This window comes from Proteus sp. G4415 (genome assembly GCF_963896075.1).
In the GTDB taxonomy this organism is placed as follows: Bacteria; Pseudomonadota; Gammaproteobacteria; order Enterobacterales; family Enterobacteriaceae; genus Proteus; species Proteus mirabilis.
This window is the reverse complement of the sequence record NZ_CAWQOK010000066.1, coordinates 1-22562: the sequence shown is the minus strand read 5'-3', so window position 1 is coordinate 22562 and position 22562 is coordinate 1. Positions and strand designations below refer to the sequence as shown.

Below are 22562 nucleotides of genomic sequence, written 5' to 3'. Positions count from 1 at the left end.
ATTATCTTTAATCAATAAAAAGGTAATCAGATATACGTAGGTTCTTTGTTTTGTGATGTAGATATTGATTTTTACAAATGTTCTAAGATGATGACATTTGATACTTCGCCATTATTTATAGTTTAATAAAACTGAATAAAGAAGAGAAAAAATGCTTGTGAGTGAAAAAATATTTCAACCATTTAATGACTCAGGTGAAATGTTTATATCTAAATATTCATATTGGTTATGAGTAAAAAAGAGGAAACTGTGCTTAATAGACCAAATATAAACATGTGAATTACCACTAAAGTAGTATTTATTAGATAAAAAATACACAAATAGCCCCTACTTTGAATGTTATATACTGCTTAATAAGCAAAAGTGAGTTCGATAATATTTTATTGAAATTTTATTTTTATAAGTTTATTCCTTTCTTCGATAGATCAAAATCTTTTGATATTTCTCTTTTTTATGGTGTTGCGGTAAAAAGTGCTTATTAAAAAATAAGCACCTCATTTTATTACATTAATAGTGCCTACTTTTGCTAAACTCTCATTTTTGTGTGATAAGCCTTATCATAAGAATAATTGTGTCGTGTGGTTTAACTTAATGAGAAATTTTAGCGTTTTCATTTCTAGGTAATCAGATATCAAGGCGCTGTAAAGCACGTTAAGCGCTTAATCACGGTTAAGTTGAATAAAGAGATGGATGTTGATAAAAATGAGGGAGAGGGCGATTGGTGCTGTTTTAGCAACGTATACCTAAAAGTGATAATCACAAGGCGGCTCTCTCATCTATCTTGCTGGACGTCATATTAAATACAAGGAAGAAAAATAAATTGAGAGATAAGGGGATTAGAACATTATTGTTATCCATTGATAGACAAAATAAAACCAGCCTTGTGGCTGGTTTTATAGTAAAGCAATCAACGAAGATTGAAGGCTAATCTGTTAATACAGAGATAGCGCTATTATTTCTTACTGCTTTTTTTCGCAGGCTTCGCTTCTTTTACCTCAGCAACAGGGTGCTCGTTAAATTCGCGACCGTAGTAAGAATCTAATAACAGTTGTTTTAACTCAGAGATCAGCGGATAACGTGGGTTAGCACCGGTACACTGATCATCAAACGCATCTTCTGATAATTTATCCACTTTCGCTAAGAAATCACTTTCTTGTACGCCCGCCTCACGGATAGAAGCAGGGATACCTAATGAAGATTTCATCTCTTCTAACCAAGCTAACAGTTTTTCAATCTTAGCGGCTGTGCGATCACCAGGAGCAGACAGTTCTAAGTGATCAGCAATTTCAGCATAACGACGACGTGCTTGTGGACGGTCATATTGGCTAAATGCAGTCTGTTTTGTTGGGTTATCATTCGCGTTATAACGAATAACGTTAGAAATTAATAACGCATTAGCAAGACCATGAGGAATATGGAATTCAGAGCCTAATTTATGCGCCATTGAGTGACAAACCCCTAAGAAGGCGTTAGCAAATGCAATACCTGCGATGGTGGCTGCATTGTGGACACGCTCACGAGCAACCGGATTTTTAGCACCTTCATGATAGCTTGCTGGCAGATATTCTTTCAGCAATTTCAGAGCTTGCAGTGCCTGACCATCAGAATACTCATTGGCTAATACAGAAACATAAGCTTCTAATGCGTGAGTCACCGCATCTAAACCACCAAAAGCACAGAGTGATTTAGGCATATTCATCACCAGATTGGCATCTACAATCGCCATATCTGGCGTTAATGCGTAGTCTGCTAATGGATATTTTTGGCCTGTTTCATCATCAGTCACAACAGCAAATGGTGTAACTTCAGAGCCTGTACCTGATGTTGTGGTAATTGCTACCATTTGAGCCTTCACACCCATTTTCGGGAATTTATAAATACGTTTACGGATATCCATAAAGCGTAATGCTAATTCTTCGAAGTGTGTTTCTGGGTGTTCATACATTACCCACATAATCTTAGCCGCATCCATTGGTGAACCGCCACCTAATGCGATGATCACATCAGGTTTAAAGCTGTTCATCTGCTCTGCACCTTTGCGTACGACACTTAATGTGGGATCTGCTTCAACTTCAAAGAAAACTTCCGTTTCAACACCAAATTTTTTCAGTACATTGGTCACTTCATCAACGTAACCGTTGTTGAATAAGAAACTGTCTGTAACGATAAATGCGCGTTTTTTACCATCAGTTGCAATCTCTTCCAGTGCAATAGGTAAGCAACCACGGCGGAAATAAATTGATTTAGGAAGTTTGTGCCACAACATATTTTCTGCTCTTTTCGCCACGGTTTTAGTGTTGATAAGGTGTTTTGGCCCTACGTTCTCAGAAATGGAGTTACCACCCCATGAGCCACAGCCTAAAGTGAGAGAAGGAGCGAGTTTAAAGTTGTATAAGTCACCAATACCCCCTTGTGATGCCGGTGTATTGATTAAAATACGGGAAGTTTTCATTTTGTCGCCAAAGTAGGCAACATGTTCAGGACAGTTGTCTTGATCGGTATATAAACAAGAAGTATGACCAATACCGCCCATTTCAACTAATTTTTCTGCTTTATGTACCGCATCTTCAAAGTTTTGTGCATGGTACATTGCTAACAGAGGCGATAGTTTTTCGTGAGCAAAAGGTTCTGCATCAGTAGTTTCTTTAACTTCACCAATTAAAATCTTAGTGTTAACAGGCACTTCAATACCGGCCATTTCTGCGATTTTCACTGCCGGTTGACCAACGATGGCCGCATTCAAGTTACCATCTTTTAAGATAATATCTTGAACAGCTTTTAACTCTTTACCGGTTAACATGTAGCCGCCGTGAGTGGCGAAACGTTCACGAACTTGTTTATAGATACTGTCTACGACGATAACAGATTGCTCTGAAGCACAAATAACCCCATTATCAAAGGTTTTTGACATCAAAATAGAAGCAACTGCACGTTTAATGTCTGCTGAGTCATCAATAACAACAGGAGTATTACCCGCACCAACACCGATAGCAGGTTTACCTGAACTGTAAGCGGCTTTTACCATTCCTGGGCCACCTGTTGCTAAGATCAGGTTAATATCATCATGGTGCATTAATGCATTGGATAATGCCACTGAAGGTTCATCGATCCAGCCGATAATATCTTTTGGTGCACCCGCGGCGATTGCAGCGTTTAACACAATTTCAGCCGCACGGTTTGTGGCTAATTTCGCCCGTGGATGTGGAGAGAAAATAATACCGTTGCGTGTTTTTAAGCTGATTAATGCTTTAAAAATAGCGGTAGAAGTAGGGTTAGTGGTTGGCACGATACCACAGATAATACCGATAGGTTCAGCAATAGTGATAGTACCGTAGGTTAAATCTTCAGACAAAATACCGCAGGTTTTTTCGTCCTTATACGCATTGTAGATATATTCTGAAGCAAAGTGGTTTTTGATCACTTTATCTTCAACGATACCCATGCCAGACTCTTCAACAGCTAATTTTGCAAGAGGAATACGGGCGTCAGCGGCAGCTAATGCAGCAGCACGAAAAATTGCGTCAACTTTTTCTTGAGAAAAGTTAGCAAATTCAAGCTGAGCTTTTTTTACACGAGCAACCAGATCATTGAGTTCAGTAACGTTAGTTACAGACATAAAGAGACTCCTGATAAAATGTTAAACTTTTTAAGCAAATTAGCCGGTAAAATCATCACTAAATAAGAATAGCTCAAATCAAAATTTCTATACTTATTTAAGTCATTATTATTAGAAGCTCTAATTTGCTTAAAAAGCTAAGAAAAAACAATAACAAATACAAATATATTTTAAAAAGATCTCCTTTTTCTGAATGATGACAGCTTATCATCTTTCTAATTAATTAAAGTGATCTACATCACAATAATAGCAAGCTGACACCTTTCAGCAAGTGTTTAAATGGTAATGATAATTAATTACAAAAATAAATGGACTATTTTTTTGTTGTAAGACTCTCTAGGATATAAAATTAAATCACTAGAGTTATGGTTGTTTACTAGCGAAAAATTTAGCCAAAATAATGTTAAGTAATAGAATTAACTGGTTTATTGATTTAAAGTAACGCGCATTTTTTGGAGTTACTCTATCTTTTAGAGCATAATTCGCATGTTTATTAGCCAAGAAGGGGCTTTTCATGGGGGCACTGCTGGATTTATCCGGTTATATTAAATTTTTTGTCGGTCTTTTTGCTATTGTAAACCCGATAGGGATCTTGCCTGTATTTATCAGTATGACGAGTTATCAAACGGATGCAGGACGTAATAAAACAAACTTAATTGCCAATGGCTCCGTTGCGATTATTTTGGTTATTTCCCTATTAATAGGTGATTCGATACTGAGTATTTTTGGCATCTCTATTGACTCATTTCGTATCGCTGGGGGGATGCTGATAGTGACAATCGCAATGACCATGATAAATGGGCGCTTAGGAGAAGATAAACAAAATAACCAAGAAAAAAATGAATCAGCAGTACGTAGCAGTGTTGCGGTGGTGCCTTTAGCATTGCCATTGATGGCAGGTCCTGGCGCAATTAGCTCCTGTATTGTTTGGAGTTCACGTTGGGAAGGGGTGACTAATTTCTTAGGTCTTGCTGCGACCAGTATCTTTTTTGCTTTTTGTTGCTGGTTACTGTTTCGTAGTGCCACTTTATTAGTTAAATACTTAGGTCAAACCGGTATCAACGTTGTTACGCGTATTATGGGGTTATTGTTGATGTCGTTAGGTATTGAATTTATTGTCACCGGGTTACGTTCTATTTTTCCGGGATTATTAGTATAAGCACAGTGTAATATTACCAAAGGAGCAGTATTGATATTTAATACTGCTCTTATCATTTCTCTCTTTGTTATCTTTTTTGTGGCTATTTTTAATTAATCAAGACGATGAAGCCCTTGAGAAAGCGCTTTTCTATCATAATAGCAAGTCAATTGACCCTCTTCCATTAGCGCTGCGCTATCCGACATATGTGCAATAACATCTGCATCATGGCTGACCAAAAGGTAAGTCATGTTATGTTGTTTTTTTAAGGTATTAAGCAGATTTAAAATTTCTGCTTGTACCGACATATCCAGTGCAGAGGTTGGCTCATCTAACAATAACAACTGTGGTTGCAACAGTAATGCTCTGGCTATAGCCACACGTTGACGTTGTCCACCTGATAGTTGATGTGGATAACGATAAGCAATATCGCCTTCTAAACCGACTTGCTCTAACGCTGAGGTTATTGTTGTTTTATCATAAGCAATATGATGAATTTTTAACGGCTCAATAAATGCTCGTTCTATCCGATGTTGAGGGTGTAATGAAGCATAGGGATCTTGAAACACCATCTGTATGTTACGGCGTAACTTACCTTGAAAGCGTTGCTGTGGCTTAATTGCTTGCCCTAACAACTTAATATCCCCTTGCCAATGATGTAATAATCCGGCTATAACCCGTAATACAGTTGATTTACCGCAACCAGAACGACCAATTAAACTAAAGGTTTCGCCTTGTTTAACTTGTAGATTGACACCTTTTACCACCTGCTTAATCTGTCTATTTTGTTCAAATTGAACGCGTAAATGATGAATATCAATTAGCATAAGGTGTACCTTTAAAATTCAGTGTTCTATCTAATACCGGTAATTGTGTGCCATAGGTACTCGCATTAGGGCGACAGGTCCATAAGGTGCGGGTGTATGGATGTGTGGCTTGAGGTAATGCTTTTGCCTCAAGTTCATCCACTTGCTCCCCTTGATACATGACCATAACACGATCACAATATTCAGCCACTAAAGGTAGATCATGGCTAATTAACAACAAAGCCATATCTCGTTGTGCGCATTGGGTAATGATAAGTTCTAATATTTGATGTCGTAGCTGTGCATCTAGTGCGGAAGTTGGCTCATCCGCAATCAGTACCGTTGGGTTATTAATTAGCGCTATAGCGATCATCGCGCGTTGTCCCATACCGCCCGATAATTCACCGGGGTAGCGAGAAATACTCTGTTCCGGTAATCCCACGGAAAGCAAAGTTTCAGTAATTAATGCATGTCGCTCTTTATGGGATAATTTTTGATGGAGTTTTACCGTTTCTTCTACTTGCTGATAAATGGTTTTCACTGGGTTTAATGCATAACGAGGATCTTGTAATACCATTGATATTGTTTTTCCTCGTAACTGGTTCCATTGCTTAGGAGAATAAGCGAGGAGATCGTCCCCCATAAAATGCAATTTATCAGCAGAAACTTTGCCCGGCTTACGCACTAAGCCCATTAATGAGCGTGCCGTCATCGATTTTCCTGAACCAGATTCACCCACCAGCGCTAACCGCTCTTGTCCTAACTGAAAGGAGACATTATTCACCACTCTAGCACGTGGAAAATCAATACACAGATTATCGACTTCGATTAAAGGGGCTTTATTCATGGCTTTCTCCTAATACATCGCGTAATCCATCACCCAATAAGTTAAAAGCAAGGCTACTGATCAAAATTGCCGTACCCGGAATAGCGGCCACCCACCACTGATCAAAAATAACGGGCATCCCTTCGGCAATCATTGCTCCCCATTCCGCCATGGGAGGGCGAGCACCTAGCCCAAGGAAACCTAAACCTGCTGCAGCAAGAATGATCACCGCTAAATTAAGGGCTAAACGTACAATGGCAGAAGGTAAACATAAAGGAAGAATATGCCCCCATAATAGTCTAATACCGTTAATTCCCATCATTTCAGCGGCTGCAAGGTAATCACTATTACGTAAGTGTTGAATTTCACTACGGGCTTGGCGGGCATAAGCCGGCCATGCTGTAAGTGCAAGGGCTAATGCACCGTTAAGTAATCCCGGCCCTAACATGGCGACAAAGGCAAAGGCTAAAATTAAGGAGGGCATAGACATAATGATGTCGGTAAAACGCATTAAAATCCGCTCTGTCCAACCGCCGTAATAACCGGATAAAATGCCAATAAATAGCCCTAATGGTAGTGTTATCAAGGCAACAAGACCCACCAAACCTAACATTGGGCGTGTACCATAAATTAAGCGTGAAAGAATATCGCGACCATAACTATCAGTACCTAACCAGTGTGCAGCATTGGGGGCTAATAAGCGTTGTGCAGCGTGTTGCCAATTTGGATCATAAGGCGCTAGCCAAGGGGCAAAAATGGCAATTAGTAGCAGAAGAAGCAACAATGACAGACCGATAAACGCTGAAGGTGAACGCGCTATTTTTGTTAAAAAGGAGAGTGACATTAGCGTAACCTCGGATCAGTCAGACGAATAACGATATCTGTCATATTATTAATCAGCACAAAACATAGACCAATAACAAGTGTGCCCCCCATAATTGCGGTGGTATCACCCGCAAAGAGAGCCGTTGTGAGATAACGGCCAATCCCCGGCCAAGAAAATACCGTTTCTGTTAATACGGCACCTTCTAACATCCCTGTATAAGACAAGGCGATAATGGTCATCAACACACCGCGAATATTAGGTAATACATGGGTAAATAAGAGACGTAATTCGCCAATCCCTTTTGCTCTGGCGAGAGTGACGTACTCTTTATTCATCTCATTTAAACAGGCAGAGCGTGTTAAACGGGTAATAGATGCCAGCGCAAAATAGGCTAGCAGAGAAACCGGTAATATGAGATGTGATAGGGCGTTTAGAAAGGCATCTTTATCACCTGCCAGTAGGGTGTCAATCAAGGCAAAGCCGGTTACTGGCTCAATGGTAAATTGATAAATATCATCCAAACGTCCTGGGCCTGCAGTCCATTGCAATGTGGCATAAAAAATAAGGAGTAGTATTAAACCTAACCAGAAAATAGGGACTGAGCTACCTAATAGCGTTAAAAAGCGTAAGATAAAATCAAAGGGGGTGCCAACAAAACGCGCACATAACACACCAAATAAAACGCCCAAACTAGCACCAATGACTAAGGCGACAGTGGCTAATTCTAAAGTGGCTGGAAAGGTGGCAATTAAATCATCAAATACCGGTTGACCCGTTGACGTCGCCGTACCTAAATTTCCTTGCAATAGTGCTTCTACATAGTGGAAAAATTGCATGTAGATGGGTAAATCTAACCCTAACTCATGTTTTACTTGATTATAAGTTTCAATACTGGCGTGATCACCAACAATTTGTAAAACAGGATCAACAGGGGAAAACGCAGAAAGCGTAAAAGTAATAACCAGTAACCCTAAAAGTGTTAGCGCCAATGTCAATATACCTTGAACCAAGGTAAACAACTGGCTTTTTAGGCGAGTGGATATCGTGAGTGTATTCATACGGCAACAGCCTTGAAATCGCAAAAAATAGACCACTCACAATAACATGATTGTGAGTGGCGGCAGGAAAATGATCACTTAGTGACTTTGTCGTAATAGACCATATCGGCATTTAGACCTTGAGCATAACCTTTCACGTTATCCCGTAATACAATCTGATTTTTGCCTTGGTCGATAAACACGTAAGGTGAACTGCGTTGTAGCTCTTTTTGCATTTCAGTATAAAGGGACTGACGTTTAGCCTTATCCGCTTCATTCAGGGCGACGAGTGTTTGTTTACTTAACTCAGGAATATTCCAATTATTTAACCAAGCCACGGTATTTGATTGCCCGTCATTATAGGCAAAAGCGCTAGCATTGGAGTGAGCATCAAAATAGTCGGGGATCCAAAAACGGATCGCCGCTTGGTGCTGCCTTGCTCTCACTCGGCTATAAACTTGACTACCGGCAGCAGGTAACAGATCAACCTGTACACCCGCTTGTGCAAAGCTTGCTTGAATAGATTGTGCAACGGTGATGTAAGGAACTTTGTTTTCTACATCGAGAGTAAAACGTGCATGAGTAATTCCTGCTTTTGCTAAGATATCTTTCGCTTTTTGTGGATCAAAACTAAATGGATTATCTTCTAATGCCCCCGGTAATCCCACCGGTAAGAAACTTTGGTGAATAAAATATTGCCCACGCATTAAGTCATTGGTGATCCCTTTATAATCGACCAAATAGCGCGCTGCTTGCCAAAATGCCGGATTGCTAAGAAGCGGATTTCCGCTACCGGTATTAAACGCCATATAGACTTGCTCAGCAGAAGGGATATTTAAAATTTGAATGCCCGGTTTACCTGCTAATGCTGCAGTTTGGTCTGTACCTAAGTCACGGGCAATATCCGCATCGCCTTTTTCAATTAACAGACGACGTGAAGCGGGATCGGGCACATTTTTGATAATAATATTGGCTATCTTAGGCGCACCGGTCGGTGAAAGAGGGTTAGCTTCTAACACAATGGCTTGGCGAGGTTTGTAGGCACGCATTTTATAAGCACCACTACCAGCCGAATTCATTTTTAGCCAATTATTACCAAAGTCATTATTTTTAATATGTGCGGCAATCAATTTCTCATCAACAATAGAAGCGATTGGTGTAGAAAGGATGTTAAGTACCACATCAGGGCTAACATCTGCTGTCCAACGTACTTCAATCTCTTTATCACTGACTTTTTTCAATAGGGTATTAATATTATCTGCTTTCCAACCTAGCACATTTAAAATAAAAGCAGGGGATTTATTCATCGTCACTGCACGCTGGTAAGAGAAGATAATATCTTCTGGGCGTACGCTATTACCGGAGGCAAATTTTGCATCCTGTTTAATTTTAAAGACGATAGATTTTTGTTCAGGGTGAGCCTGCCAACTCTCGACTAAAATTGGCTCGTTAATTTCTGGATTGTCACGGTTAGGCTGAACAATACGTTGATATAAACTTGGTACGGTCTGAATACTTGATAATTCGTTACTTTCGGCAGGATCAAGGCTAACAATATCATCAAGGCCTTGTACTACAATCAATGTATTGGCGGGTGTTACTGCCAATACAGGGGCACTGAGAGCACCCATCACAAGTAATGATAATAATTTGGTTTTCACTTTCATTGGACGCTCCCTGAAATAGTCTCGCTTTCGTTATTATGTCAATAACTTATTAGTTATTACTTTTGGAAATTAACTTAGGCAAAATAAGCGCATTTCGCAAAGTTTTTATTACACTTATATATAACACCTCGTTATAAGCCTTTTGAATTAATTATGGTTGAGGAATAATTAATCGCAACAAACGACGAATAAAATACTACTTTGGTAGTAATATGTTGACTATTAAGTTGTATTGGCTGAATTGATTAAGCTGTATTTGATATTCATCAATATCTCTTATGAGTAGCCTCGTATTTTAACCTTAGATACCTTTAGATCTGAGGCAAAAATGAGCAAGAAAACACTCGCAATCATCGGTAACGGCATGGTTGGACACCGTTATATAGAAGAATTGATTGATAAGGGCGGCAATGAAACGTTCAATATTATCGTCTTTTGTGAAGAACCTCGTATTGCATATGATAGAGTCCATCTCTCTTCCTATTTTTCTCATCACACTGCTGAAGAGCTCTCGTTAGTTAAACCCGGTTATTACGAGAAACATCATATTGAAGTATTAGTGGGTGAGCGTGTGATCACCATTAATCGTGAAGAAAAAGTGGTGCACACCAATACTGGGCGTTGTGTTAGCTACGACAAATTGATCATGGCAACAGGCTCTTACCCATGGGTTCCTCCTATTAATGGAAACAACTCACCAGATTGTTTTGTTTACCGAACTATTGAAGATTTAAATGCGATTGAAGCTTGTGCTCGTTTAAGCCGTAAAGGGGCGGTTATTGGCGGCGGGCTGTTAGGTTTAGAAGCTGCTGGTGCGCTAAAAAGTTTAGGTATTGAAACCCATGTGATTGAATTTGCGCCAACGCTAATGGCAGAACAGCTTGATAGCATGGGAGGAGAGCAACTTAAACGTAAAATAGAGCGCATGGGGGTTAAAGTACACACAGCGAAAAACACCCAAGCGATCTTATCGACAGGGGAAAATGCGCGTAAAACATTACAGTTTGCCGATGGCTCCTCACTTGAGGTTGATTTTGTCGTATTTTCAACCGGTATACGTCCGAAAGATAAATTAGCACGCCAATGTTCTCTCGATATAGCACCACGAGGGGGGATTGTGATTAATGACTATTGCCAAACCTCAGATGCAGATATTTATGCCATTGGGGAGTGTGCTTCTTGGCATAACCAAACGTTTGGGTTAGTTGCCCCGGGTTATAAAATGGCTCAGGTGGCCGTTGATCATCTATTAGGTCAACAGACTGCATTCCAAGGGGCGGATTTAAGTGCAAAATTAAAACTACTCGGGGTTGATGTAGGGGGAATTGGTGATGCCCATGGTCGCCAAGCAGGTTGTCGTAGCTATATTTATCTTGATGAAGGTAAAGAGATTTATAAACGTCTGATAGTGAGTGAAGACAATAAATACCTATTAGGTGCGGTATTGGTTGGAGACACGGAAGATTATGGCAATCTGTTACAGTTAGCATTAAATACAATTGAATTACCAGAACATCCTGACACATTAATCTTACCTGCTCATGCTGGAAGTAAACCGGCAATCGGGGTTGATTCATTACCTGAAACAGCACAAATTTGCTCCTGTTTTGATGTAAGCAAAGGCGACATTATTCAAGCTATTGAACGAGGTTGTCATACGGTTGCGGCGATTAAAGCAGAAACAAAAGCGGGAACGGGGTGTGGGGGATGTATTCCGCTTATCACTCAAGTATTAAATGCGGAACTCACAAAACAAGGCATTGAAGTTAACCATCACCTTTGTGAACACTTTCACTATTCTCGCCAAGAGCTTTATCATCTTATTCGTGTTGAAGGGCTGAAAAGCTTTGATGAACTATTGAAAAAACATGGTCAAGGCTATGGCTGTGAAATTTGTAAACCGACCGTCGGCTCTCTGCTGGCTTCGTGTTGGAACGACTATATTTTGCGTGATGACTTAGTTGCGCTACAAGATACGAATGATAACTTCCTCGCCAATCTGCAAAAAGATGGCACTTACTCTATTATTCCACGCTCCCCCGGCGGTGAAATTACGCCAGCGGGTATTATTGCGATTGGACAAATTGCGCAAGAATACAATTTATACACCAAAATCACAGGCTCTCAACGTATGGCGATGTTTGGTGCACAGAAGCAAGATTTACCGGCGATTTGGCAGAAATTAATTGCCGCGGGTTTTGAAACAGGCCATGCCTATGCCAAAGCGATCCGTATGGTAAAAACTTGTGTAGGAAACAGTTGGTGTCGTTTTGGGGTTGGCGATAGTGTTGGATTAGGTGTCTTTTTAGAACATCGTTATAAAGGGATCCGCACGCCGCATAAAATGAAATTTGGGGTATCTGGTTGTACCCGTGAATGCTCCGAAGCTCAGGGGAAAGATGTAGGGATTATTGCCACAGAAAAAGGCTGGAATCTCTATTTTGGTGGTAATGGGGGCATGAAACCACGTCATGGCGATCTATTCGCGGCGGATTTAGATGAAGAAACGCTGATCCATTATATTGACCGCTTTATGATGTTCTATATCCGTACTGCAGACAAATTACAACGAACCTCCGTTTGGTTAGAAAGCCTAGAAGGGGGCGTTGAATATTTACGTGAGGTCATTATTCACGACAAGTTAGGCTTAAATGCACAGTTAGAAAAAGAGCTTAAAGTTTTACAAGAGCGCGTAGCCTGTGAGTGGCAAGAAACCCTTGATTCACCACAAGCATTGAAACGTTTTGCGCACTTTATTAACAATCCGATGCCCGATCCTAATATACAGATGGTAAAAGAGCGTGCTCAGCATCGTCCTGCCCGCGTGCATGAACGTATTGATATCAAAATGGTAACAGAGGAGACGCAATCATGAGTCAATGGATAGCGGTTTGCCAATTAGATGACATCACTGTGGGGACTGGCGTTTGTGCGCTGGTGGAGCAAGATCAGGTGGCTATTTTCCGTCCATACCAAGATGAACGGCTCTACGCATTAAGTAATATTGATCCCTTCGCGCAAGCGAGTGTTTTATCAAGGGGATTAATTGCAGAGCATGACAATGAGTTATATATCGTCAGTCCACTGAAAAAGCAGCATTTTCGCTTAACAGATGGTTATTGCCTTGAAGATGAGCACTATTCAATTACTCATTATGAAGTCAAAGTCGAAGGCAATACCGTCAGTGTGCGTTCGCGTCATTGATAAAACCAATAAATAGGGGAACCCAGATGGATTATTTTCCAATATTCTGTCAGCTCAACAATAAACCTTGTTTATTAGTAGGTGGCGGTGAAGTAGCAGAGCGTAAGGCACGTTTACTGATGGACGCGGGGGCGGTTATATCCGTCGTTGCACCGACATTCACACCACAATTTATGCAGTGGCAAAACGAGCAACGATTACAGTGTTTCACGGCTGAATTTAGTGTTGCTGATTTAGCTGACAAATGGCTAGTCATTGCGGCCACAGATAATGAGCAAGTGAATCAACTCGTCTATCAGCAGGCCACAGAACAACGCATTTTTTGTAACGTGGTTGACTCGCCCAAGCAAGCTAGCTTTATTATGCCCTCAGTGATTGACCGTTCCCCTATTATGGTTGCAATTTCTTCGGGAGGAAAAGCCCCAGTACTTGCACGTATCTTACGTGAAAAAATGGAACAGTGGTTGCCCAACTCGCTAGGCGCTTTAGCGCAGTTAGCAGGGAAATTACGTGAGCAAGTTAAACAACGTTTTGCCACCATGAGTGCTAGACGCTATTTTTGGGAGCGTTTTTTTGCAGATAAAGCGCTACAAGCAGAAATTGATGCAGGTAGAGATAACGGCATTCAACAACGTATCAGCACATTGCTAGCGGAAAATAACCAACCCCAAGGGAGTGTGGTGTTGGTGGGAGCAGGCCCTGGAGATGCTGGATTAATGACTATTAAAGGGCTGCAACAATGTCAGCAAGCCGATGTCGTGGTTTATGATAGATTAGTCTCTGATGAGGTTATGCATTTAGTGCGCAGAGATGCGGAGCGTATTTATGTTGGTAAACGAGCTGGTTTTCATTGTGTTCCTCAAGAGGAGATTAACCAAATTCTTATTAATCACGCTAAGGCAGGGAAAAGGGTAGTGAGGTTAAAAGGGGGTGATCCTTTTATTTTTGGTCGAGGAAGTGAAGAGTTAGAAGCTTTAATTGAGCATCAAATACTTTTTTCTGTGGTGCCCGGCATTACCGCGGCATCAGGCTGTACCACTTATGCCGGTATTCCGTTAACACATCGGGATTATGCACAAAGTGTGCGTTTTATTACTGGGCATGGAAAAGGGCTGAACGACGCACAATGGCAATGTATCGCACAAGATAACCAAACTTTGGTTTTTTATATGGGGCTAAGTAAAGCCGATTACATTCAGCAAATGTTACTTAATCAGCATATGCGTGCCACTATGCCAGTGGCAATAGTAGAAAAAGGTACACTGGCGACACAAAAAGTGGTTGTTGGTCAATTACAGCAACTGGCTGAAATGGCAAACTCAATGCAAAGTCCTGCATTAATTATTGTTGGTGAAGTCGTCAGTTTAAATCAAAAGCTACAATGGTTTGGTACGACTTTAGCCAATTAAAGCAAAAATTTTGAAGAAGTAGGCTAACGCTCAGAATATCCTTTATGGTTCATAACAACGATAAAGGATATTTTTTTGCTAATTCATCGGGATATAAATGAAAATAGTACTGATTTTAATTGCATTTCAAAAAATATATTAATTTTTAAAAACAAATAATAAAAATGTTTTTTTATTAATCTACCGTTATTTTTAGATTAGCCAGTTTCTGTCATTTAAAGACAGATTTGTTATTGTTTATAATCAAGTTGTGTGAAAAAAAAACTTACACCGAACACATCATAAAGTTCTGTATCCTCGCTAAAAACCCATCTGATTATATTAATTTTGTGAGCTATGTAGGTTTTCTATCTATAAAAGTTGCGCGGTGTTAATTAAATGTTTATTTGTTGTTGTAGATAGCGTGATGAGAATTTTCTTTTTTCATAAGATAGAAGTCTACTGGGCTTAGTAAAGTTTAAGTGATAATAACACCGCACTAATTGACAAAATTCACTATAAGTGTAAAAAAGAAGAATATTGTTATTAATTTTATCTAACAATTATCTCAACATATTAAATAGCATGAAATATCTGAATATTATTTAAAAATAATTTATATGTAAATTGAGTAACCCCGCTATAGATGATTATTTATTAGGAGAGGTACCCATGAAAAAGAAAGTTATGTTAAAAATGATGTTTCCTGTCAGCATTATATCACTTGCGCTGACCTCTTTTCTTTCTCATGCGGTAATACCTCCAGAAGGTACTCTTCTTGCGAAACAACAAGATATTGTTATTAATAATGGCACTGAAGTTTCCTCCCTTGATCCACATAAAGTGGAAGGGGTACCAGAAAGTAATATTATTTTAAATTTATTAGAAGGGCTCACTTATATGGGGCCTAATGGCGAAAGTATGCCGGGGGTTGCCGCTAAATGGGAGAGCTCAGAAGACAATAAAACATGGACTTTCTATTTACGCGATGATGCGAAATGGAGTGATGGTACACCGGTTACTGCAGATGATTTTGTTTATAGTTGGCGTCGATTAACTGATCCCCAAACTGGCTCGCCTTATGCCAGTTATCTTGAATATGCCTATGTGGAAAATGTTGCAGATATTCTGACAGGCAAGAAATCCCCAGAGAGTCTAGGGGTAAAAGCAATTGATCCACATACTTTGCAAGTTACGCTCACACAACCGGTTCCCTATCTGGTGGATATGCTAAACCACACCTCATTAAAACCAGTTAAAAAAGAGATTGTTGAAAAATATGGTGTCAATTGGACTCGCCCGGAAAACTTTGTCGGTAATGGGGCGTATTTAATTGATAATTGGGTGGTTAATGAAAAAATCACTTTAAAACGTAATCCGCTTTATTGGGATAACAAAAACACCATTATTGAACGAGCGACTTTTTTACCTATTAGTTCAGAAACCAGTGATATTAATCGCTACCGTAGCGGTGAAGTTCAAATCACCAATAGCGCTATTCCTCCTACGCTTTATCGAAAGATGAAACAAGAGCAACCGGAGGCTCTACATATTACGCCTTACCTATGTACTTTCTTTTATGAGCTTAATAATAAACGTCCACCTTTTGATGATCCCCGTGTGCGTGAAGCGGTAAAATTAAGTTTAGATAGAGAAATTATCGCGGAAAAGATCATGGGGCAAGGGCAAATACCGGCTTATTCTTTTACTCCACCTTTTATTAATAATGGCAAGTTTAAACCCCCTAAATGGGCTGGTTGGACGCAACAACAGCGTCATGAAAGAGCGCGTGAGTTATTAAAAGAAGCCGGTTATGACAGCCAAAACCCATTATCTTTTACATTGCTGTACAACACATCCGATCAGAATAAGCAACAAGCTATTGCTGCCGCTTCTATGTGGAAAAAGAATATTGGTGCTAATGTCACTTTACAAAATCAAGAGTGGAAAACGACGTTAGAAAATCGTAACCAAGGTAATTACCAAGTAGCAAGGGCAACATGGTGTGCCGATTACAATGAACCAACATCATTTTTAAACTCTTTCCTCTCCACTAGCAGTCTAAATACTATTTTATATGAAAATAGTGATTATGATGCTGCATTAAAGAATGCGTTACTGGCCACTGATAATGAAGCGCGTCACCAACTGTATCAACGTGCTGAAGCCTTGTTAGACAAGGACTCCGCTATTGTACCAGTCTATTATCGTGTGAGTGTCAGAATGGTCAGTCCTAAAGTGGGCGGATTTACCGGTAAAGACCCCTTTGATTATACGGACTTAAAGCGCTATTTTATAAAGGCAGATAAATAAAACTGGTAAGTTATAACGCATCTATAGCTATATCTGATTTTAATTAGCAAAAGCAATTTAAAAAAGTACAGCATAAAAAGTACTACACAAAATATAACGGCACAAAAATGATAAAGACATCATGCAGTTAAGCATAGATAGTCAATCTGCAACAATATTTTATTTTTTTGTAAAACAATAAGTTGTGTAAAACGTTCCAAAAACACAGCGAAGCATCACAGGAAGGCCGAACAATGGCCGACTCACTAACTGGGAGTATTTGATAAGATGATAAATGTAACTAAAAAAAGTGCGCTAGCGATCGCCATTGGTACTATCTTTGGTTTTACGGCGCTCAATGCTACTGCGGCTGTTGTGCCTGATGGGGTAAAACTGGCTGATAAACAAGAGTTAGTGCGTAATAATGGCTCTGAGCCACAATCACTTGATCCTCATAAAATTGAGGGTGTACCTGAATCAGCATTAGCACGAGATCTATTTGAAGGGATCACGATTGTAGGGCCTGATGGTGAAATTCTACCGGGCTCTGCGACTAGCTGGGAAAATAAAGATTTTACCGTTTGGACGTTCAAAATTCGTGAAGACGCGAAATGGTCAAACGGTGACCCTGTAACAGCGCAAGACTTTGTTTATAGCTGGCAACGTTTAGCAGATCCGAATACAGCATCACCTTATGAAAGTTATCTACAATATGCCCATATTGTTAATATTGACGATATTATCGCCGGTAAGAAAAAACCGACGGAACTAGGTGTTAAAGCGCTTGATAATAATACATTAGAAATCACATTATCAGAGGCCGTACCTTATTTACCTAAATTGCTAGCTCACTCCTCGATGTCGCCAGTGAATCAAAAAGTGATTGAAAAATTTGGTGAAAAGTGGACGCAACCTGCGAACTTTGTTGGCAATGGTGCTTATGTACTGAAAAATTGGACGGTAAACGAACGTATTGAATTAGAGCGTAGTCCAACCTATTGGGACAATAAAAATACGGTTATCAATAAAGTTACTTTTTTACCTATCTCATCAGAAGTCACCGATGTAAACCGCTATCGTGCGGGTGAAATCGATATGACTTATAGCAATCTGCCGATTGAATTTTTCCAAAAATTGAAAAAAGAGATCCCAGATGAATTACGTATCAGCCCATACTTATGTACTTATTATTATGAAATTAATAATGAGAAAGCTCCCTTTGACGATCCACGAGTACGTGAAGCACTAAAACTATCTATGGATAGAGATATCATCACCTATAAAGTGAAAAACCAAGGTGATATCCCTGCTTACGGATTTACACCGCCTTTCACCGATGGCATTAAAGAGAGTAAACCAGAGTGGTTCGCTTCTTGGACCCAAGAGCAACGTAATGAAAAGGCGCGCCAATTATTAGAAGAGGCGGGTTATAACAAAGCCAATCCATTAAAATTCAAGTTACTGTATAACACCTCTGATCTACATAAAAAAGTTGCGATTGCGGCCTCTTCTATTTGGAAGAAAAACTTAGGTGCTGAGGTTTCTCTTGAAAACCAAGAGTGGAAAACGTTCTTAGATACACGTCACCAAGGTAATTATGATGTTGCACGTGCAGGATGGTGTGCAGATTATAACGAACCTTCTTCATTCCTTAACATGATGCTGTCTTACAGCAGTAATAATACCGTTCACTATAAAAACAAACAATTTGATGCGTATATGAAAGAATCTTTACGCGTGAAATCGGATGATGAACGTGCAGAAATTTATCAAAAAGCAGAAGGTGTATTAGATAAAGATTCTGCCATTGTTCCACTTTACTACTACGTAAACACCCGTTTGGTTAAACCTTATGTCGGTGGTTATTCTGGTAAAGATCCACTGGATAATTTACATACTAAAGACTTGTATATTATTGCTAAATAATCGGGCGAGACCTTGCTTAAGTTAAGCGAGGTCTTTTTATCACCACGCCTGAATAGGTTTGTGTTATAGGAACGGGCAATGCTCAAATTTATTTTTCGTCGCTTTTTGGAAGCGATCCCGACACTTTTTATTCTAATAACGATTTCGTTCTTTATGATGCGCTTAGCGCCGGGTAGCCCTTTTACTGGGGAAAGGAAATTACCCCCTGAAGTTATGGCCAACATCGAAGCGAAATATCATTTAAACGATCCCATTTACAAACAATACTTCGATTATTTAATTCAATTATCGAAAGGGGATTTAGGGCCTTCTTTTAAATATAAAGACTACAGTGTTAACACTTTAGTCGGTAAAGCATTCCCTGTTTCTGCAAAATTAGGGCTATCGGCCTTTGTATTAGCGGTTATTTTTGGTGTGGGGGCAGGCGTGATAGCCGCACTGAATCAAAATACCAAATGGGATTATACCGTCATGACATTTGCCATGACGGGGGTTGTGATACCGAGCTTTGTGGTGGCGCCACTATTAGTGCTTATCTTTGCGATTACCTTACGTTGGTTACCGGCGGGAGGTTGGAATGGTGGGCAAATTCAGTACATGTTACTGCCGATGGTTGCATTATCGCTCTCCTACATTGCAAGTATTTCGCGTATCACACGTAGTTCTATGATTGAAGTTTTACACTCAAACTTTATCAGAACAGCCAAAGCCAAAGGCTTGCCAATGAAACGCATAGTGCTACGCCATGCGTTAAAACCAGCATTACTGCCAGTGATCTCTTATATGGGGCCGGCATTTGTGGGGATTATTACAGGCTCTATGGTCATTGAAACCATTTTTGGATTACCGGGTATTGGTCAGCTTTTCGTTAATGGTGCATTAAATCGAGACTACTCATTGGTATTGAGTTTAACCATTATTGTGGGTGGTTTAACCATTTTATTTAATGCCATAGTTGATATTTTATACGCCGTAATCGATCCGAAAATTCGTTATTAATAGAGACTGGAGCACGTTATGTTATCGATGAAAGAAAATAGCGAAGCTCTGGGGAATTTCTCGGAGCAGCTAGATGTTGAAGGTCGTAGTTTATGGCAAGATGCCCGTCGTCGTTTTATGCACAATAAAGCGGCGATCACCAGCCTAGTACTACTATTTTGTATTTTACTTTTTGTCATTTTCGCCCCCATGTTATCGCCTTTTGTTTATGACGATACGGATTGGGAAATGATGTCAATGCCACCTGATTTTGCCTCAGCGCACTATTTTGGCACTGACTCATCAGGACGTGACTTATTAGTTCGTGTAGCAATTGGTGGACGTATTTCACTGATGGTAGGTATTGCAGCGGCATTTGTCGCGGTGATTGTTGGCACCCTCTATGGCGCGATGGCAGGTTATATCGGTGGGCGCGTTGACTCAGTGATGATGCGTTTACTGGAGATATTAAACTCCTTCCCATTTATGTTCTTTGTTATCTTACTGGTGACCTTTTTTGGGCAAAATATCTTACTGATCTTTGTTGCCATCGGCATGGTATCTTGGCTCGATATGGCTCGTATCGTACGGGGACAAACACTTAGTTTAAAACGTAAAGAGTTTATTGAAGCGGCGTTAGTCTGTGGTGTGTCATCACGTAATATCGTCCTTAAACACATCGTGCCGAATGTATTAGGTGTTGTTGTGGTATACGCTTCATTACTGGTTCCTAGCATGATCTTATTTGAATCATTTTTAAGTTTCTTAGGATTAGGCACACAAGAGCCATTAAGTAGTTGGGGAGCACTACTGAGTGATGGTGCAAATTCAATGGAAGTTTCTCCTTGGTTATTACTTTTCCCAGCTGCATTTTTAGTTGTCACCTTGTTTTGCTTTAACTTTATCGGTGATGGTTTACGTGACGCGTTAGATCCGAAAGATCGTTAAGGAGAACATGATGACAAATTCAACAAATAAGCCATTGTTAAGTGTAAAAGATCTCTGTGTCACCTTTGGTACTCCAGATGGGGATGTAACCGCAGTAAATAAGCTCAACTTTGAGCTATCTGCAGGGGAAACCTTAGGAATTGTCGGTGAATCTGGCTCTGGGAAATCGCAAACGGCGTTCGCCTTAATGGGATTATTAGCTAAAAACGGTCGTACTGCTGGAAGTGCGCATTTTAATGGTCGTGAAATTTTAAACTTACGCCAAAGTCAATTAAACAAAATGCGCGCTGAAGAAATATCCATGATATTTCAAGATCCAATGACCTCACTTAACCCTTATATGAAAGTCGGCACTCAGTTAATTGAAGTGCTTATGCTTCATAAGGGCATGAGTAAAAATGATGCATATGCGGAATCTGTTCGCATGCTTGATGCAGTAAAAATGCCCGAAGCCCATAAACGTATGGGCATGTATCCCCATGAATTCTCTGGTGGGATGCGCCAACGGGTAATGATAGCGATGGCACTATTATGTAAGCCAAAACTATTAATTGCTGATGAGCCAACAACGGCACTGGATGTGACTGTTCAGGCACAAATCATGACACTGCTAAACGAGCTAAAAAAAGAGCTTAATACAGCCATTATCATGATCACCCATGACCTCGGTGTGGTTGCGGGTATTTGCGACAAAGTACTGGTAATGTATGCTGGGCGAACCATGGAATATGGTAATGCGCGAGATATTTTCTACCAACCATCACACCCATATTCTATTGGGTTGCTGCAAGCAGTACCTCGTTTAGATGGTGAAGATGAACGTTTGGCGACCATTCCGGGTAATCCTCCTAACTTATTGCGTTTACCTAAAGGTTGCCCATTCCAGCCTCGTTGCCAATATGCAACAGAGCAGTGTTTGAATAGTGAACCTCAATTAACACAATTTGCTCAGGGAAGATTACGAGCCTGTTTTAAAGCGGCGGAGGAGTTAGTATGAGCCAAGCCACCTTACAAGATAGAAAAGTGATCCTCGAAGTTAACGATCTAAAAGTTTATTTCGATGTACAAGATAATAAACAGTGGTTCTGGCAACCTAAAAAAAGCCTCAAAGCCGTTGATGGCGTTACCTTACGTTTATACGAAGGTGAAACCTTAGGTGTAGTAGGGGAATCTGGTTGTGGCAAATCAACTTTTGCGCGTGCCATTATCGGCTTAGTTAAAGCATCGGGTGGTACAGTCACTTGGTTAGGCAATGACTTATTAGGCATGGGCAATAAACAGTGGCGCGATGTTCGTCAAGATATTCAGATGATATTCCAAGATCCACTTGCCTCCTTAAACCCAAGAATGACGATTGGCGATATTATTGCCGAACCACTAAAAACCTATCATCCGAAAATGAAACAGGCTGAAGTGGTTGAAAAAGTCAAAGCGATGATGATGCGAGTGGGGTTATTACCAAACTTAATTAACCGCTATCCTCATGAGTTTTCTGGTGGACAGTGTCAACGGATTGGTATTGCTCGCGCACTGATCTTAGAGCCAAAACTGGTTATCTGTGACGAACCTGTATCGGCACTGGATGTTTCTATTCAAGCTCAGGTAGTCAATCTACTGAAAGATATCCAAAAAGAGATGGGATTATCGCTCATCTTTATTGCGCATGATCTTGCGGTAGTGAAACACATCTCAGATCGTGTCTTAGTGATGTATTTAGGTCATGCGGTGGAATTGGGGACTTATGATGAAGTTTATCATCACCCATTACACCCTTATACCAAAGCATTGATGTCAGCGGTGCCTATTCCTGATCCGGATAAAGAGCGTAACAAGCATATTGATTTGTTAGAAGGAGAGCTTCCTTCACCAATTAATCCACCATCAGGCTGTATTTTCCGTACACGTTGTCC

The 22562-nt window shown here is 40.2% G+C and carries 16 protein-coding genes; 10 read left to right on the top strand and 6 right to left on the bottom strand.

What is annotated here, in order from left to right; genetic code table 11:
• Positions 1-952: 952 nt before the first annotated feature.
• Positions 953-3616 (bottom strand): bifunctional acetaldehyde-CoA/alcohol dehydrogenase, encoded by a 2664-nt coding sequence (gene adhE, locus AACU95_RS08015; protein WP_004243246.1) that lies wholly within the window; start codon positions 3614-3616, stop codon positions 953-955.
• A 514-nt stretch (positions 3617-4130) separates the two neighbouring features.
• Here adhE and AACU95_RS08010 point away from each other — a divergent pair.
• Positions 4131-4775, top strand: coding sequence for a YchE family NAAT transporter (locus tag AACU95_RS08010; protein WP_004243244.1), 645 nt, complete (start codon positions 4131-4133; stop codon positions 4773-4775).
• A gap of 92 nt (positions 4776-4867) precedes the next feature.
• Here the strand turns inward: AACU95_RS08010 and AACU95_RS08005 are convergent, their stop codons facing one another.
• The 5 genes from AACU95_RS08005 to AACU95_RS07985 form a co-directional block, all read right to left on the bottom strand.
• On the bottom strand, positions 4868-5581 hold the full coding sequence (locus tag AACU95_RS08005; protein WP_004243243.1) for an ABC transporter ATP-binding protein: 714 nt from the start codon (positions 5579-5581) through the stop codon (positions 4868-4870).
• Positions 5571-6407: an ABC transporter ATP-binding protein gene (locus tag AACU95_RS08000; protein ID WP_020945759.1), complete on the bottom strand. Its 837-nt coding sequence runs from the start codon at positions 6405-6407 to the stop codon at positions 5571-5573. The genes AACU95_RS08005 and AACU95_RS08000 overlap by 11 nt, the downstream gene beginning before the upstream one ends.
• Positions 6400-7230, bottom strand: coding sequence for an ABC transporter permease (locus AACU95_RS07995; RefSeq protein ID WP_004243239.1), 831 nt, complete (start codon positions 7228-7230; stop codon positions 6400-6402). Before AACU95_RS07995 ends, AACU95_RS08000 begins: the two co-directional genes overlap by 8 nt.
• Positions 7230-8270, bottom strand: coding sequence for an ABC transporter permease (locus AACU95_RS07990; protein ID WP_004248219.1), 1041 nt, complete (start codon positions 8268-8270; stop codon positions 7230-7232). The genes AACU95_RS07995 and AACU95_RS07990 overlap by 1 nt, the downstream gene beginning before the upstream one ends.
• A 74-nt stretch (positions 8271-8344) precedes the next feature.
• Positions 8345-9910, bottom strand: coding sequence for an ABC transporter substrate-binding protein (locus AACU95_RS07985; RefSeq protein ID WP_223310130.1), 1566 nt, complete (start codon positions 9908-9910; stop codon positions 8345-8347).
• A 334-nt stretch (positions 9911-10244) separates the two neighbouring features.
• On the opposite strand from AACU95_RS07985, the gene nirB reads away from it, so the two are divergent.
• The 9 genes from nirB to oppF form a co-directional block, all read left to right on the top strand.
• Positions 10245-12791, top strand: coding sequence for a nitrite reductase large subunit NirB (nirB, locus tag AACU95_RS07980; protein WP_017628064.1), 2547 nt, complete (start codon positions 10245-10247; stop codon positions 12789-12791).
• Complete coding sequence (gene nirD, locus AACU95_RS07975; RefSeq protein WP_004243234.1) at positions 12788-13120, top strand: nitrite reductase small subunit NirD; 333 nt, start codon at positions 12788-12790, stop codon at positions 13118-13120. The genes nirB and nirD overlap by 4 nt, the downstream gene beginning before the upstream one ends.
• Positions 13121-13146: 26 nt before the next feature.
• The gene (gene cysG, locus AACU95_RS07970; RefSeq protein WP_141192023.1) at positions 13147-14529 is read left to right on the top strand and encodes a siroheme synthase CysG; all 1383 of its coding nucleotides are present in this window, start codon (positions 13147-13149) and stop codon (positions 14527-14529) included.
• A gap of 651 nt (positions 14530-15180) precedes the next feature.
• A complete protein-coding gene (locus AACU95_RS07965) occupies positions 15181-16821 on the top strand; it encodes an ABC transporter substrate-binding protein (protein ID WP_004243232.1) in 1641 nt (546 codons plus the stop codon).
• Positions 16822-17088: 267 nt separating this feature from the next.
• The gene (oppA, locus tag AACU95_RS07960; RefSeq protein WP_004248215.1) at positions 17089-18726 is read left to right on the top strand and encodes an oligopeptide ABC transporter substrate-binding protein OppA; all 1638 of its coding nucleotides are present in this window, start codon (positions 17089-17091) and stop codon (positions 18724-18726) included.
• A 78-nt stretch (positions 18727-18804) separates the two neighbouring features.
• Positions 18805-19725: an oligopeptide ABC transporter permease OppB gene (oppB, locus tag AACU95_RS07955; protein ID WP_004243230.1), complete on the top strand. Its 921-nt coding sequence runs from the start codon at positions 18805-18807 to the stop codon at positions 19723-19725.
• A gap of 18 nt (positions 19726-19743) precedes the next feature.
• A complete protein-coding gene (gene oppC, locus AACU95_RS07950) occupies positions 19744-20652 on the top strand; it encodes an oligopeptide ABC transporter permease OppC (RefSeq protein ID WP_004243229.1) in 909 nt (302 codons plus the stop codon).
• A 7-nt stretch (positions 20653-20659) separates the two neighbouring features.
• A complete protein-coding gene (locus AACU95_RS07945; protein WP_004243228.1) occupies positions 20660-21649 on the top strand; it encodes an ABC transporter ATP-binding protein in 990 nt (329 codons plus the stop codon).
• Positions 21646-22562 (top strand): murein tripeptide/oligopeptide ABC transporter ATP binding protein OppF (oppF, locus tag AACU95_RS07940; protein WP_161737226.1); only part of this gene is annotated, 917 nt, incomplete at its 3' end. The genes AACU95_RS07945 and oppF, both read left to right, overlap by 4 nt.